This window comes from Photobacterium angustum (genome assembly GCF_003026365.1).
Classification (GTDB): domain Bacteria; phylum Pseudomonadota; class Gammaproteobacteria; order Enterobacterales; family Vibrionaceae; genus Photobacterium; species Photobacterium angustum.
The window spans coordinates 114158-129425 of the sequence record NZ_PYOM01000008.1; the positions used below are offsets into that span (position 1 = coordinate 114158).

13 protein-coding genes and 1 pseudogene are annotated in these 15268 nt (G+C 36.8%); 9 read left to right on the top strand and 5 right to left on the bottom strand.

The annotated features are described in order from the left end of the window. Positions 1-35: 35 nt before the first annotated feature. Positions 36-839 (bottom strand): winged helix-turn-helix domain-containing protein, encoded by an 804-nt coding sequence (locus CTN01_RS10025; protein ID WP_052666536.1) that lies wholly within the window; start codon positions 837-839, stop codon positions 36-38. 480 nt (positions 840-1319) lie between these two features. Between CTN01_RS10025 and CTN01_RS10030 the strand changes: the two genes are divergently transcribed. After that, positions 1320-2060, top strand: a complete 741-nt coding sequence (locus tag CTN01_RS10030; protein ID WP_045147500.1) for an EAL domain-containing protein — start codon at positions 1320-1322, stop codon at positions 2058-2060. 402 nt (positions 2061-2462) lie between these two features. On the opposite strand, the gene CTN01_RS10035 is transcribed toward CTN01_RS10030, so the two are convergent. Then, positions 2463-3254, bottom strand: a complete 792-nt coding sequence (locus CTN01_RS10035) for a nitroreductase family protein (RefSeq protein ID WP_045147499.1) — start codon at positions 3252-3254, stop codon at positions 2463-2465. Positions 3255-3440: 186 nt separating this feature from the next. On the opposite strand from CTN01_RS10035, the gene CTN01_RS10040 reads away from it, so the two are divergent. From CTN01_RS10040 to CTN01_RS10070, 6 genes are all read left to right on the top strand, one after another. After that, positions 3441-4409 carry a nucleoside hydrolase gene (locus tag CTN01_RS10040; protein WP_045147496.1) on the top strand — a complete coding sequence of 323 codons (969 nt, stop codon included), beginning with the start codon at positions 3441-3443 and terminating at the stop codon, positions 4407-4409. A gap of 204 nt (positions 4410-4613) precedes the next feature. Beyond that, entirely contained in the window at positions 4614-5192 is a 579-nt protein-coding gene (locus CTN01_RS10045; RefSeq protein WP_045127617.1) for an O-methyltransferase, read from the top strand. Positions 5193-5861: 669 nt separating this feature from the next. Further along, a complete protein-coding gene (locus CTN01_RS10050; RefSeq protein ID WP_045128462.1) occupies positions 5862-6149 on the top strand; it encodes a hypothetical protein in 288 nt (95 codons plus the stop codon). 134 nt (positions 6150-6283) lie between these two features. Beyond that, positions 6284-6502, top strand: coding sequence for a hypothetical protein (locus tag CTN01_RS10060; RefSeq protein ID WP_045147495.1), 219 nt, complete (start codon positions 6284-6286; stop codon positions 6500-6502). A gap of 471 nt (positions 6503-6973) precedes the next feature. Continuing rightward, positions 6974-7438, top strand: coding sequence for a GNAT family N-acetyltransferase (locus CTN01_RS10065; RefSeq protein ID WP_045147611.1), 465 nt, complete (start codon positions 6974-6976; stop codon positions 7436-7438). Between the two features lie 225 nt (positions 7439-7663). Further along, positions 7664-7879: a DUF3955 domain-containing protein gene (locus CTN01_RS10070; protein WP_045147493.1), complete on the top strand. Its 216-nt coding sequence runs from the start codon at positions 7664-7666 to the stop codon at positions 7877-7879. Positions 7880-7960: 81 nt separating this feature from the next. Here CTN01_RS10070 and CTN01_RS10075 read toward each other — a convergent pair. Next, a pseudogene (locus tag CTN01_RS10075) lies at positions 7961-8116 on the bottom strand (transporter); the annotation flags it as partial. Between the two features lie 50 nt (positions 8117-8166). Here CTN01_RS10075 and CTN01_RS10080 point away from each other — a divergent pair. Further along, positions 8167-9015: a transporter substrate-binding domain-containing protein gene (locus CTN01_RS10080; protein ID WP_052666534.1), complete on the top strand. Its 849-nt coding sequence runs from the start codon at positions 8167-8169 to the stop codon at positions 9013-9015. Positions 9016-9908: 893 nt separating this feature from the next. Here CTN01_RS10080 and CTN01_RS10085 read toward each other — a convergent pair. Further along, positions 9909-12620 carry a glycoside hydrolase family 3 protein gene (locus CTN01_RS10085; RefSeq protein WP_045147608.1) on the bottom strand — a complete coding sequence of 904 codons (2712 nt, stop codon included), beginning with the start codon at positions 12618-12620 and terminating at the stop codon, positions 9909-9911. A gap of 729 nt (positions 12621-13349) precedes the next feature. Beyond that, positions 13350-14447 carry a YdcF family protein gene (locus CTN01_RS10090; protein WP_045147491.1) on the bottom strand — a complete coding sequence of 366 codons (1098 nt, stop codon included), beginning with the start codon at positions 14445-14447 and terminating at the stop codon, positions 13350-13352. Between the two features lie 324 nt (positions 14448-14771). On the opposite strand from CTN01_RS10090, the gene CTN01_RS10095 reads away from it, so the two are divergent. Then, a complete protein-coding gene (locus CTN01_RS10095; RefSeq protein WP_244155955.1) occupies positions 14772-15191 on the top strand; it encodes a lysozyme inhibitor LprI family protein in 420 nt (139 codons plus the stop codon). Positions 15192-15268 lie beyond the last annotated feature (77 nt).

A 15268-nucleotide genomic window follows, 5' to 3' on the forward strand; every position in this document is an offset into this window, starting at 1 on the left:
AATTGACAGTATTAAGGGAGTAAACAGGGGGATGATTAGATGCACAGCCCATGACCTTCTGTTAAATATGTTTTAAGAGATACAAATTTCTCTTCATCTTTGTAGTCAGATAAATAAAAATTCGCATATTGGTTGTCGTCATTTACGAGGAAAATACTCATCCCTTCTTTTTCTGGCGCGTCTATTGATTGGTAGATCCTTACGAATAAATCTAAATTACAATCAGAAGGAATCGTCGCTGAAAGAGCATCGAATAATGGATCGGAAGCATTACGTTTCTTTGTCATTGATTGTAGATAAAATCGACTTTTATTTATTTTTTTAGTGATATTGTATTGTTGTTTATCTAAATAATAAGGAGATTTACGAGCATAGTATGTATAGATACTTATCATTATTAACAAGGCAGCAAAAATCATAGAAAAGATAATGTAACTCTTTTTATCGGTAGATATAATCTGTGTTGCTGGTTCAACACATTGTTCCGTTACTATAACCTCATCAGAAACATCTTCTATTTTAGTTTCAGGAAGGATTTCTAATATATAACCTTCCTTAATAACCGTACTAATCGTGATTAGATTGCCACAAACTGATTTTAATATTTTTCTTAATTTAGAAATGATATTGGTTAAAGATTGCTCTGTAACAATCGTATCTCCCCAACAACCACAAAATAACACTTCTTTATTTATGCAATGATCTTTTGCTTCAAGTAATAATGTTAGTACACAACCTTCTTTAGGTGTTAAAAATGCATGTTTACCATCATCAGATGATAGACGTCGAAGTATAGGGTCATAAGTTAAGTTGTGAATGTGGTAAATTTTTTTATCCATGAAAAACTCTCTCATTGTAATTATATAATAATGACGAGATAAATAAGGCGTAAATTTTAATGGCTAAACATATTACAACAACAAAAATAATAAAGCTATAAATATTAATAAAAACAAAGGAGTAATAAAATAAACTGGTATGATTTGTTTAAAGGTTAAAAGTCAAAAAAATAATAGCCTTCAAAAAGTAGAATATATTTTAATTTCTTTATAAGAAAGTGATCTTTAAATAGCTCATCCTCTTTTTCTTAAATGTAAATAAAACAAATTCACACCTAAGTGGTTGTTTTTATTTGTATTTATTTTTTTGTTTTTATGTTTTTTTTATGTTTTTTTGTGAGGGTGTAACGATTGTGTTGTAGTTGTTTGCTTAATGTTAGGTGTTTTAGAGGAAAGATATGTAAATTTAACTGAGTTTAATAATCATGCTGGTATATAAGCTTAATTTATAAAGTAATAAAATTTTCATTAAGGTTTACTATGAGAGTAGAAAAAAATAAAAAAGGATGTTTGGTAATAGATGATAATGAAAATATATTAGCATGTTTAGATTTTAAACTTCAGCCCATAACTGAAAAATGCAAATCTAAAGTATATGCTTTTGAATGTTTATCTACGGTAAAAATACAATCAAATATCGCTATTGATAATGAGGTTTTCTTCTGCTCTCACTCAACCTCAATAATTAAAGATATTTGTTTGCAGCAAATAGGGCATTTTAAATCTGTATATTATGATAATGTACCTTTAATTTCTTATAATATGCCTATTTCATGTTTATTAGATAAATGCTTCGTTGGTAAATTATTATCTAACGCTCAAATGCCAATTGCTCTTGAAATAACGGAGTTTGATATTGAAGTTAATCAAGTATCTAAGTTGTTAACGATATCTGAAAACATTTCACGTTTACAGGATAAAGGGATGAAGCTCTGGTTTGACGACTTCTACCACAATTGCAGCAAACATTTATTCTGGTTAGGGCTGATAAATTGGGATGTAGTGAAAATGGATAAGTCATATATACATACAGACTACGATAGCTGCCATTTATCACATTTTGTTAAGCAACTTGCTAATGAGAACACTGATGTTGTACTTGAGGGGATTGAGAGTCAATATATTTATGAACTGATTAAAAATCACAATGTTAAGTTACAAGGTTATTATATTTCATACCCTAAGATGCAATCTGAACTGGATGAATTTCATTCTTACTGATGATATGAGTAGTAGTGAAGCAGCAGCTAGTAACCTTCAATATCAACACATACCTTGTTAGTTTTCTGTACCTAGGCTGACATGTAGATTGAATTAGCGCGTAACTGTAACAAGATGTTTATGCGCTATATTCAAGTGCTTTTTAAATGAAGTAGTTTTAGATAAAACGCCATTCAATTACAAAAAGCGCGCATTAACCATGAAACTATTACTACTTATACCTTGCTTATTTCTGTCGGCTTGTAGCTTAACCCCAGATAAGACATCGCCTAAATGTATGCCCTTACCGGTAGGCGTGATTCTTTGTGGTGTATAGAAATTAATTATTGTGATGAGGAAGAGCAAAAGGTGGGGAGAAATGGCGGAAGACTCATTCGTTCCGCCATATTATTAGGCAAGAGATCAGTGCTTAATAATCACTTCGCTGTTGTCTACACGATGGCGGTCGCCATAAATGCCATCTTCAGCACGAGGGCCACAACCAATAATCATAGTAATTTCATCTTTAGGGTTTAAACCAAGCAGTAGTTTAACGCGCTTAGAATCAAAACCCTCCATTGGGCAGGTATCGTAACCTTCCGCGCGCATTGCCGTCATAAAGGTCATTGCCGCAAGGGATGTGCTTTTATGTAAACACACACGTAAATCCGCTTTGCTCACTTCACGTACCATCGGCTTTTTACGGCCTAAATACGCCACAATTACCTTACGAATAGCGCCCATAATACCAAAACGATCGTTATGGTATAAAAACGGGATTAACTTTTCATAGTATTTAACGGCGCGTTTAGATGTAGCATCTTCACGACCATTAAAGGCATCACGAATTTGTGCAGCATTCATTTTCGCGCGTTGTTTCCACTTATAAGATGTCGTGGTGATGACAATTAACTCGCGTGCCGTTTTTGCCGCATTTTGCCCCATACACAGTTTTGCCAGTTGTTCACGTTTATCGTCACTGACGACACGATGAAATTGCCACAATTGCATGTTTGAACTGTTAGGGGACAAGGTTGCGAGGTTAAGTGCACGGGTTACCGCTTCATGATCAAAAGCGCTATCTGCATCATATTTACGTACCGAACGACGGCTATGCACCAACTCGGCATATTGCTCGGCTTTGGACGATGTTGTTAATGGTGAAGACGTTGGTGAATTAGACGCAGTGCGTTCTTTTTCAGGTGTATCGATCATGCTGTAAACAACCTATGTAAGATGAAAATCGCTGAGCGTATTTCTACCTGTTATTGGGTTGTTACGCAAGTAAGTTTATTTAAGAAAAACGATAGGTTATAACCTCACCATGAGATTAAAGTCACTTTTATTAATATGTTTTATAGGTATTGTTTACTATTTTCAGTTATTTAATCGGAAGCTGATATGGCAAAGAAAATCATCCTAGATACAGATCCGGGCATCGATGATGCTATGGCAATCCTATTTGCAGAAGCGCACCCAGATATTGACCTGATAGGTATCACCACCGTTTATGGTAACGCGACTATAGACAACGGCACTCAAAATGCGCTCTATTTGAAGCAAAAATTTAGAATGAAGGCACTCGTTGCAAAAGGTACGGACAAGCCCTTAATCAGAGAGCCTGTTGGAGCAACGGTTGTTGTGCATGGTGAAGCTGGTTTTGGGGACGTGACAGCGCCCAATTCACTAGATATTGAAGCAATAGAAAAACCTGCTTATCAGTTCATTATTGACAGTGTTCGAGAAAACCCTGGAGAGATCACTCTTGTGGCTGTTGGCCCTCTCACCAACCTTGCTCTTGCTCTTGAAATTGCACCTGACATTGTTGACTTGGTAAAAGAAGTCGTCGTTATGGGGGGAGCGTTTGGTGAAAATGACCACAGAGGAAATGTAACACCCTTTGCAGAAGCAAATATTCATGACGATCCTCATGCTGCCGATAAGGTCTTTACGGCAACATGGCCAGTCGTCATCATTGGACTGGATGTTACGGAAGAGAGCTTTTTTACCAGCCAATACCTTGATGAGTTAAGAGATGACGCAGGAGAGGTAGGGCAATTCATCTGGGACATCAGCCGTTATTACTTAAGGTTTTATTCTGAAAAAGTAGGAATGAATGGGTGTCATGTTCATGATCCATCAGCCATTGCATATGTTATCCAACCTGCTCTTTTTAAAACGCGTCATGGTCCGATAAGGGTTGTTACAGATGGACCAGCGGAAGGGATGACTATTCAGAAAGTGGATCAACGTAACTATATGAATGATGAATGGAGCATTTTTCCAGCACAACAGGTTGGCGTTCAGGTAGATAATGAAACGCTACTCTCACTCTACAGAGAGACATTAGTACAGTATTCACTGCAATAAATAGTTTCCTGTCGCACGTATAACGAAAAGTGTGGCAGGCAAGCTGTGGGTTTAAAGCTTCTTTGTTATTTGGACTTTGAAACGTTCCTGTCCAAAGTAGTTTAGAACAAATGTAAATTTATACCTTATTGGTATAAATGTGGCGCTTTAGAGGCGTTTTTTGACGTGAAGTAAGAGCGCTTAATACGGTTCGAGGGGGGATGAATGGAATTTCATAGAGTTATGGAAGATCTAGAATTGCTCGGGATTCAAAACGATCTTGCTCAATCTGATAAATCAAAGAAGTACCTGAATATCACAAGAGACACTGGTGAGTTTCTATCTGTGCTGATTAAAGCAACGAGTGCACGTAGAATCTTGGAAGTTGGCACATCTAACGGATACTCGACGATTTGGTTAGCTTCGGCACTTCCTGATGATGGTAAAGTTTACACAATTGAAGCAAACTTTAAGAAAATCGAAGAGGCATCGTTAAATTTCAATAAAACTCATACCAGTTCGAAGGTTACTCAACTTGTTGGAGACGTTGTAGAAGTCCTACCTGATGTGCCTGAAAGTATGGATTTTATTTTCCTTGATGCTGATAGGAAAACCTATGTATCGATAGCTGAGGACATATTTACCCTTCTAAAAACAGGTGGTTTATTGGTTTGTGATAATGCCACCTCTCATGCAGATGAACTGGCTGATTTCAGAACATGGATAAGCTCTCAGCAACATCTGAGTTCTTCGTTAGTGCCAGTAGGTAAAGGTGAATTACTGGTCTTTAAAGGAGAAAAATAGGTTTAACAGGTAATGATATGTATCGCGCTGACGACATCTATTCAAAGTGCTGTATAAGCCATAGGCACCTTATAATTGTGAATACTTTGGAGGTGGGGGGGGGGAAGTATCACCTTCTTTCTCTTTATATCTATTAGCCCAAATATCTCATACCAAATATGTCAGAGTGCCTAACACACTTTTGCCCCATTATCATTCAGAGCAAATACTCATTAATATCGCATTAACGTGATTTTGGATTAGTTTTATTTACTGTGTATATCAACAGTTATAATGAAACGTGGTGATTTTATCGCTTTAGTTCTGTTTTTAATAAGAAACATTTCTTGTTAAAAACAGAGGTGAAGCTATAACTAATTGATAATTAGTTAATTTAATATTTCAGTTTGTATTTAATAAGACTGATTAAATACATTTCTTACTTTTTACACCCTCTTTTGAATCGGTGAATGTAAGAAATTGCTAGCAAGTTCATAATATGCAACGATTATATCGAGTATGGTAAAAGTATTTCATAAGTATATTTTTGCGCAAAAGTAAGAATGCTTATTAATATACTGTTATGTGTTTCCTCTAGATTTGTATACGAGTCGCACAATGCCCCGAAATTGTAGTTCTTAGATTATTTGTCTATAAACTTGACGTAACTGTCTTAAATTGAGGGCGAGCATGACCGAATCACAAAAGAAATGGTTGAAGCGCTGGGAAGAAAATCGAAGAAAAGGGTTTATCCACTACATTGTTATTCAAACCTTAATGATTGGTGGTGGGCTATTTACTGGTAAGTTAATAGGTGTTGCACTCTTTACTAACCAAAGTCAGTGGGGAGAGTTCTTCTCTAGCGTTCCATTAACTGTAGCATTGATTTTGGCTGTTTGTATTCCACTCAATAGCCTTGCGTGGCTTGTGAGTGATAAGCGATATAAAAGCCTAACTAATCAACAAAACAACACATAACAAGCTGTTTAAGAGTGATTCGCAACGCGTGGCACTTTTACCATGCATTGGTTTTGGTGATTAAGTAGTATGCAGCGGCATCGGTATAGCGTTGCTCACACCTTAACAGGGCGTTATGTGTCACGGAGTATAGAGTGATCGAGATAGGAAAAATCGGATTAATCGAGTCTGGCGATGATGAAGGTTCGCAAGTGAAAGTACTCGATGATTCTGAGATCACAGGAGGCTTTCTTATACTCACGGGTAAAAATCTCAGTGACCCAAATTCTGAAGCTTTTGATAGCTGGGTAGAAAATATAGAAGGGCTCCATGGCTATTTCAAAGAATCAAACTGGGTAATAAAGTGGTTGTAGTAAATCAACACATAACAAGTTTAGACAAAGGACTGGCAAACTTGTCACTTAAATTGCATTCGCAATTACGTGCCAGCTTCGCCAGCCTCTGCTAAAGGCGTTATCCCTACTTTTACTAATACTTAACAGCCAAAATAGAGCAAAGTGCGTAACTCGCTTTTGTCCAACAACGAGCTAGCTCTCTTGGCTAGCTCATATCTGCCCCATTCCTTCTCAGCGCTAAAGTCTAACCACAACCTGCAATTGTAAGTATGCCTTACCTGTAGTTATCCGAGAGATTGTCGACGTAAGCTTTTTAAAAATTATGCGTTATCTTGCAGTCTAATGTTCAACACACCTCACTAACCTATTGATTATCAATTGAACTGCGTTCACAAAGATTGCATGATAGGAGTATGAAAAACGGCTGAAAGCCGTATAGAAAGCGTTATGTCCTTTTCGGGTTTTTGAGGTTCTATGAAAATAAGAAAAATGAGTTCAGCTGACTTGCCTGCTTTGTATGATATTTACGCCGACAAAGAGGTTGTGAACAACAATCGTTACTTGCCTGAGATCAAAAGGGAAGAGTTCGACTCAATGTTCAATGACAGCCAGCTTAATTTTGTCGCGGTTGAAAGCGATGGAGAACTCTTGGGTCATATGGCTATTAACTCAACGCCTAAACCGAGGTTAAAGCACTCTGCATCTTTTGGTATTGCGGTCGCCAAAACTTCTCGAGGAAAGGGAGTGGGTCGTTTCTTAATGGAATACTTGCTGTTGTATTGTGATGAGCAGCTAAACTTGACGCGTTTAGAGTTAGAGGTACATGCAAACAACGTTGCTGCGTTGGCACTTTATAAATCCTTTGGTTTTAAAGTTGAGGGTACAAAACGCAAGGCAGTGCTTGTTGAAGATGACCTAATAGACATTGTCATCATGTCGAGAGTACGGACATAACAAACGTTTAAGACTCAAGATACTTTTTTTAATATTCACGAAACTAGTTAGAGCTTCTACCCTAGCTCACTTTTGTCCAAAAACGAGTTAGCCATCTCCATGAACTGTGTGATCACAAAGCGATTATGTCGGTACTGAGTTAGCGTACTTTTTAAAGTAGATTAGATAAGGTATGTACAATCCAAAGTGGGTTTCGCTTGAGTGAGTATTTAAAGGAAGGCTCAGATGACGTTAATAGGTAGGTACAGAGTCACTTTCCTTTTGAGCCTTATCGGGTGGGGATGTCTAGCTATATACGCCTATAAAGGCTCTTATGTCGATGACAATGGCGTGTTAATTGAATCGTTTGGTTTTATTCCTCTGTTTTGGCTATTTCAATTATTGGCATTGATGAGTCTGATTTATACCGCCGTAAAACACAGAAAACGAGGTAAGGTATAAGGCTCCAATAAAAGCGATGCTGTATTTCTACGGCATCGCTTTTTATTATCTTTTCTATTCAAATGAAGTGGGTTTTAAACCTTAACGTGACTCTAGCGGATATGAACGGTAACTCCACATGCCATAAGTACGCAGTGCGTCACGGTAAATACCTAACAATTCACCATCATTCGGTGTTGCTAATTCTTTAAGTGGTTTGCCTAGGGAACATACCATATCAAAGGTGATGTATAGTGGGAGACTGACAGTTATAATTCTATAACTGCATTTTTGTTAAGGACAATTGAGTGAACGATGTAAGTGCGAGTATCAAAAAATTATTCTTATTATCTCTAATTGCGACACCAATGGTGTCTAATGCTTCAACTGAATCCAATAATATTCAATTTAACACCATTACGGATAACACGCTTACTGTTTGTACAACTGGAGATTACCCGCCATTAACATCTTTTAATTCCGAGAAAAATACGTTTGAGGGGTTTGCACCAATCGTCGCGGCCAATTTTGCTAAGCATTTAAATCTGAACTTGGCATTTACAAGAACTACATGGAAAGATTTGAGTGATGATTTAAAATCAGGCAAGTGTGATATAGCAATGGGTGGGATTACATATACTAAAGATCGCAGTAAAGATTTCTATTTATCAAAATCAGTGGCAAAAAATCAAAAAGCAGCTGTTTTTACTAAAGATAATGATGAATTATTCAACAGCTTTAAAAATATTGATAAAAAAGAAAATACGATATTAGAAAACAAGGGGGGGACTAATGAAAAGTTTGCAAATGAAATCATTTCAAAAGCAACGATAAATGTTCTAGAAAGTAACCTTGCTGTTTTTGATTGCTTTAAAAAGTATCAATTATCACCATATGTGATGTTTACTGATTCAATTGAAATTCAATATCGCTCTAAATTGCCAGATTCAGTATTAAGTAATAAGGGGTTAGGTATCGCTTTAATTAATAACCCAGAGACATATAAAGTTTATATGGCGAATAAAACGGAGTCAGGCGAAGAAATAATTCTAGCGATGAATAATTTTATTGATTCAAATAAAGCCAATATGAAAAAGTGGTATCAAGAATCTCTAACAACAAAGTATAAAGAAGAGGCACAGTACTGTCCATTTTAACATTTAAGTTCAGCATCTATTTTAAGTAGGTTAAAAGTCAAAAGGCTGCATTCTTTGTCGCTAGGTGCAGCCTTTTAAATCTGAGCTTTCCATTTCAAACAAGTTCAAAGTAGGGTGTTATTGAAATTTATTTTTAACTTTATACGACTAGTGCAAAGAAGCGGATTATCAAATTTTTTAACTATTGATAGGTGTTCCATACTGCAGTAAACCAAAGTTTTAAAATGATTTGTATATATGTAATTTTATTTAAAATGAGGCGCTTATTGAAATGTCTTTAAGAGGTTATTCCCCCTTAGCCGATATTATAATTGATGAGAGTCCTTAGAAAATATTTTAAGACTGCTTGTCTTTTTATTGCGAATTCGACACATAAGTTTGCACAGCATTATTTTTTATGGCTAAAGATAACATTTTTATAACAAGTTAATGCTTCCTTTTCTGCTTGATAGCTATAGGTATATTAATGAGACAAAAAGACGATTTTAATTATTAATTTCGATAAGGATATTTAATATGACAAACGTAATGCTTGTTTTTTATCTTGTCGCCTTATTCTCATTAAGTGTTTTTACTTCCTTTGGTGACATGATAGGTAAAAATTCGTTTGGCTCTTATTTACCTTATCCATAATTTGTCGGTGGGCTTCCTATATGGCTAGTTTTGGAAGATGGTTTAGTTTTAGAGGTAAAAAGCGTAAAGAAAAAAAGAAAATAGAACTTAGAAATAGGCTGAATTTTGCCATGACGCAGTCAGTAAAAAGGAATAAAGACTTTTAGTGTTTAATATTTTCTTTATGATTGTGTTTTTATTGCTATTGCTGGTAATTTAATTAACTGTTGTGAGTATTGATTTGAGAAAATAAAGCCCTGCGAGAGCAGGGCTTATATAAATTATTGCTGAGCTAATACATCTTTTAACTGATCACATGGAATAGCATCTTCTGCGGCATCAACCACTTTTGGTACATAGCGAATATTACCAATATTAAAGTTTGCTTTTTGTGTTGAGTAAATCAAAAACGGACGGTTTAAATTAGCAAAATTTTCACCCGAATCTTCAAAACACTTCAATGGTATCTTAATGGTGGTATAGTCATTTTTACCTGGGTTTGTAACAGGTTGAGGCATCACTTTACTGATATTTACTTCACCGTGACATGGCCACTCACAATGCATCGACAATTTAAAATCTTCTGGTGCTTTTTCTATCATCGCAACATCAAATTGTAAGGTAGATTCTGCATTTAAATAAGCATTGCGGTCGGTTTTGCTACCGTCAGGCGCTTCTAAGAATAGCTCTGCAGCACTATTATCAATGAATTCATCCGTTTCACCTGAAAAGTTGACATTTAATGTGTCTTGCTGGAACTCTCGTGTGATCGGCTTGGTGGTAATGGAGCCAATTGAAGTTTCTCCATTAATAGATACATTTATGGCATTCCAACCATTGGCTTGTCCATCAATTTTGGCAATATATTCTTGGGTTGAACTCTTACCAAATAGCTCGAGAGGATCAGTCGCTTTTCCGTCATCAGGTTTATCTTGACCACAACCCCAATTTCTTGGATCTAGATCTAAGTTATCAAGATCGTCTGTTAGTGGTTTAATATCGCTACCACCGTTATAGCTTAAGCCGTAGCCGTATGGGAATAGCGGTGCATGCTCACCGTCAATATCTTGTTCCATTTCTGGCGTCGCATAGTCAACGATATTTGGTGCGTGACGGTTAATGGTGGTTGAACACTTAGTGTTAGGCCATGAGTAAGACAATCTGCCGTTGAAATCAGCTCCACCTTTAGCGAATAACACGTCCGTAATACCTCCTGCTTCTGTACCCGGTAACCATGCTGCAATAAATGCATCTGAGTTATTAATGATCTCGTTTACGTATAGTGGGCGACCTGAATAGAATACAGTGACAACTTTAAAACCGCGAGATTTAAGATCTAAAATGGTTTCTAAATCTTCTTTGTAACTTGGCTTGATGGTTGAAAAATCTAACGTTTGTGAAGATTTAATATCTCCCATCATTTCTGCATAAGGGTCTTCACCAATAACGACAATAGCTGTGGTTTTTTCTGTATCTGCCATGTTGATATCGGTCGTTACGTTTTCTTCACCTACTTGTTGTTTCAGTGCCATTAGCATGGTTTGTGCACCAGGGAAGTCATCCATAGTGTTTTCACCACCTTGCCATGTGATACTCCAACCACCCGTTTGTTTTTGGATATTATCCATTGCAGAGCCTGTGATCAGGTATTGGGCATCATTTGCCAGCGGCAGGGTATTCTCGTCATTCTTTAATAAAGTTAAAGATTCACTAACCGCTTTACGGGCAATACTTCGGTGTGCCTCTGAGCCAAGAATACCTTCGTTGCCTGCATTGCTTCGTTCTGATGGCATTGGCTTATTCCATAGGCCAGCTCTCATTTTCACTCTCAAAATACGGGTAACAGCATCATCAATTCTTTCCATTGGGATGATGCCTTTGTTAACTTCTTCGATGGTATTGTTGTAGAAGCTTTGCCAATCAGCTCTTGACGTTACCATGAATATATCATTACCAGCATTGACTGCAGCAGGACAATCACTGGCTGTACAACCGCTGACTTCCCCTTGACCATTCCAATCGGTAACCACTAAACCATCGAAACCTAATTGGTTTTTCAATACATCGGTGATTAGGTATTTACTACCGTGGATTTTTTTGTTGTAAGTGATGTTGTCATTTTCATCCATATCGTAGTTGGCCTCGTTGTGCCATGAGTTAAATGAACTCATTACTACTTGTGCACCTGCTTTTAAACCTGAGAAATAGCCTGTTGCATGAATATTACGTAAGTATTCTTCGGTGTAATGATTTTCACCACGATCAACACCATCTGTAGTGCCGCCGTCACCAACCCAGTGTTTTACATTGGACAGAACGTGTTTGTCTGATTTCAGGCCTTCAACATCTCCTTGCAAGCCTTTAACCATTTTGCCTGCATATTTCCAGACGATCTCAGGATCTTCTGAATAACCTTCATATACACGGCCCCAACGATAATCACGTGGCGTTGTAACGGTAGGGGCGAATGTCCAGTCTAAGCCTGTTGCTGTAATTTCTTCAGCAGTAGCTGCACCAATTTGTTCAATAAGTTCAGGATCGTGGGCTGCCCCTAGTCCTATATTATGAGGAAAGACGGTTGCTCTAAAGACGTTATTGTCTCCATGCACTGCATCTGTTGCCCACATAAATGGAATGTTAAAAGGTCGGTCTTCGTATGCTCCTTTTACTGCTAGCCAGTATTTATCAGCTTCTTTCGCCCAATCTTCCGCTGAAGCATGTTTATTGTTGTTCGGCCAAGCACCACCGCCATTTAGGATTGAACCAATTTTATATTCAGCCGCTTCTTGTGGCGTTATTTCACGTAGATCCGGCTGAATCATTTGACCTATTTTTTCTTCTAAGGTCATCTGCGAAACAATATTAGCAACTTCATCTTCAATATTTTGGTTTTTAGGAATTGCGCTTTTTATTGATGGCCATTCTTTATAATAAGGAAGTTTAGTTTTTGGTGTTGGATCGGGGGTGACTGAATTATCGTGATTACAACCCATAACTAAGACACTTAGAATAGCTGCGCTTAATAAAGAAATTTTGTGCTTCATATTGTACCTATTAATATTTATCTGTTTATACCTAGCGATACAATATTAATTTTTTTTTTAATTTAATTTCTCCTAGCTAATTATAATTTTGTGTGATTGATTCATTAATATTATTTTTTTATATGGATTTTGAGGTTTTCATTCCGATTAAGAATGAAAATGAAATGCAAGTATTTGTTTTTAAATTGTTTGTTTCATTTATGAAAGGATATTAATCAATTGTGACTTGTTATTTTTGGATATTTTAAATGGTTGGTTGATATATGTCAGAGTTTAATTGTTAATTTATGTTAGGGCTTTTTGTTTATTATTAATACTGAAATGTAACATGTGTAACAGTGGCTTACAATAGGTTATGATTGTTACATTATGTCATTTAATATTCATTATGCTCAAAATGATAAATAGATTTTATATAGGTGAGTGTTGTGATTATAGAAGTCGATTGATACCTATTCATAGGAGGGATAAAATATGAGGATATATATAATATGTGAGTGTTCTAGATTGGATATTTCAATTTTCAATTTTCAATTATAGGCATTCATGAGTTTGATTTATACCGCCGTAAAACATAGAAAACGAGGTAAATATGATACTCAAATAAAAGCGACACTGTTTTTCTACGGTATCGCTTTTCTATTATCTTTTCTATTCAAATAAAGCGGGGTTTAAACTTTATCGTGACTCCAAAGGATATGAACGGTAACTCCACATGCCATAAGTACGCAGTGCATCACGGTAAATACCTAACAATTCATCATCGTTCGGTGTTGTTAATTCTTTAAGTGGTTTATCTGGGTAACTTACCGTATCAAAGGTGATGTTTTGTGGGCCTGTCTGCCAACTTGCGATCTCAAACAGGGTTTGACCACGGCGAACATGGCTTGCCGAGCTAATAATTGTGGCATGTTTAATATGATGACGTGCTAACGCATAGCTACTGAATAGGGCATTATCTACAGTGCTGGTGGCGTAGTTCTCTTCAATAATACGATCTTTACTAATGCCTTTTTCAATAAGCCAATCTGCCATTAGCTTACCTTCGGTTTTATGGTTCATTGGCACACCACCTGTTAATACGATTAACGCATCAGGGTTGGCTTTTGCCATCGCAAGGGTTGTCTCAAGACGTTCTACTAAGATGGGATGCATCGAACCATCAGGGTTTAGTGCATAACCTAAGGTGATGATTGCGCCTTTGTCGTCTAACTTGCCTTTCGCTGCTTTCTCTTTCAGTGGTGTTGCCACAATACGATCAACAGTTGTGAAAATACGCTCAATATCAGCCGCTTTGCCCGGGTTTAATTTGGCTAATGTTGCCATGTGTTTGTCAGATTCAGCTTGGTTGCCTTTGAAACGTTGCCAAACAGCAAGGTAGGCATGTAAATCGACATCATCAGGTGCAACCGAAAGAGCTTGTTGGAAAAGTGAGATGGCTCGGTCTGCATTCTTGTTGTAGATCTGTGCATTAGCAGCAGAAATCAGTAAGTCGGTACGGTATGGTTCTAATTGGTAGGCTTCAAGTAATCGGTTAGTTACGATTTCCATATTGCTTGGCATTTTGGCGGTAAAGCCAGCATGGGAAACACGAGCCGGAGATTTAAACGCTGTTACTGCATCATTTAATAGTTGATCGACAACTTGGCGCTTAGTAACGAATTGCGAGTAATCGGTAGAAGATTGAACCGTTGCGTCGTTAGCAGCAAAAGAATATGGCGCAGCAGTGAGTGCTAATGCACCACTAAGGGCTAGGGCAAGTAGGTGACTTTTCATCAATATATCCAGAGTTTATTGCTGTTTATTGTCATGGAAGTGATTTTTTATTCTATTTTTAATGGGTATATAAACTGTGAAAAATATCCCGTTTTGTAACCTTTTGTTTTAACGATATTTGTTATTGTGATTAATCTCTTGTAATTGAGCTTTAGTGATTGATTATTACTATGCTTGCTTATTTTAACTGTTAATAATGAAATTCTGCATTACAGGGCTTTAGTCTTTTGGTTTGTTGGCTAAATAGTATTCAAATCAGACATGTAGCCTGTATTGTTTTTGGAATAAATCCATTTACTATCTATTATTCAGTTAGTTAAGATTGTGGTTAGTGATGGGGATGAACAAGGAAGTATGATGAAAAAACGGTTTTATTACCCAATGGTTGCGGCTTTTATTCTGCCAACCTTCTTTAACACTGCGTTTGCCGATTACAGTAAAGAGTTTGATCAGTGCATTGATACTTGGGGATCCTCTACCGAAGCCGTTGTTAGATGTATGAACGTGGAATTACAGACAAGGGATGAATTACTTAATAAGGCTTATAAGCAATATATGGCGAGAATCCAAGATTTTCGTAAAGAAGATCTTAGAAATACCCAACGATTATGGATTAAGTACATAGATGCTAAATGTCGCATGCTTTATCATAGGGAAAGTTATTCTGGTGGGTTAGTGGATTCAAGCGAGTGTATGATTCAAGAGACTATTCTGCGTACTAAAGAGCTAAATGAATCTGATTAAGTGAAAGCTTGAAAATAGCTTTAATCTCTTTCTATCAAGTTTTAAAAAGCCCGATTAATAAATTTAAATCGGGCTTT

What these genes read in the sequence shown, in the direction of transcription:
- CTN01_RS10040 (WP_045147496.1), top strand. Translation starts at nt 3,441, where the DNA reads ATGGCAAAGAAAATCATCCTAGATACAGATCCGGGCATCGATGATGCT.
- CTN01_RS10035 (WP_045147499.1), bottom strand. Translation starts at nt 3,254, where the DNA reads ATGATCGATACACCTGAAAAAGAACGCACTGCGTCTAATTCACCAACG.
- CTN01_RS10050 (WP_045128462.1), top strand. Translation starts at nt 5,862, where the DNA reads ATGACCGAATCACAAAAGAAATGGTTGAAGCGCTGGGAAGAAAATCGA.
- CTN01_RS10045 (WP_045127617.1), top strand. Translation starts at nt 4,614, where the DNA reads ATGGAATTTCATAGAGTTATGGAAGATCTAGAATTGCTCGGGATTCAA.
- CTN01_RS10085 (WP_045147608.1), bottom strand. Translation starts at nt 12,620, where the DNA reads ATGGGTTGTAATCACGATAATTCAGTCACCCCCGATCCAACACCAAAA.
- CTN01_RS10090 (WP_045147491.1), bottom strand. Translation starts at nt 14,447, where the DNA reads ATGAAAAGTCACCTACTTGCCCTAGCCCTTAGTGGTGCATTAGCACTC.
- CTN01_RS10065 (WP_045147611.1), top strand. Translation starts at nt 6,974, where the DNA reads ATGAGTTCAGCTGACTTGCCTGCTTTGTATGATATTTACGCCGACAAA.
- CTN01_RS10025 (WP_052666536.1), bottom strand. Translation starts at nt 839, where the DNA reads ATGGATAAAAAAATTTACCACATTCACAACTTAACTTATGACCCTATA.
- CTN01_RS10070 (WP_045147493.1), top strand. Translation starts at nt 7,664, where the DNA reads ATGACGTTAATAGGTAGGTACAGAGTCACTTTCCTTTTGAGCCTTATC.
- CTN01_RS10030 (WP_045147500.1), top strand. Translation starts at nt 1,320, where the DNA reads ATGAGAGTAGAAAAAAATAAAAAAGGATGTTTGGTAATAGATGATAAT.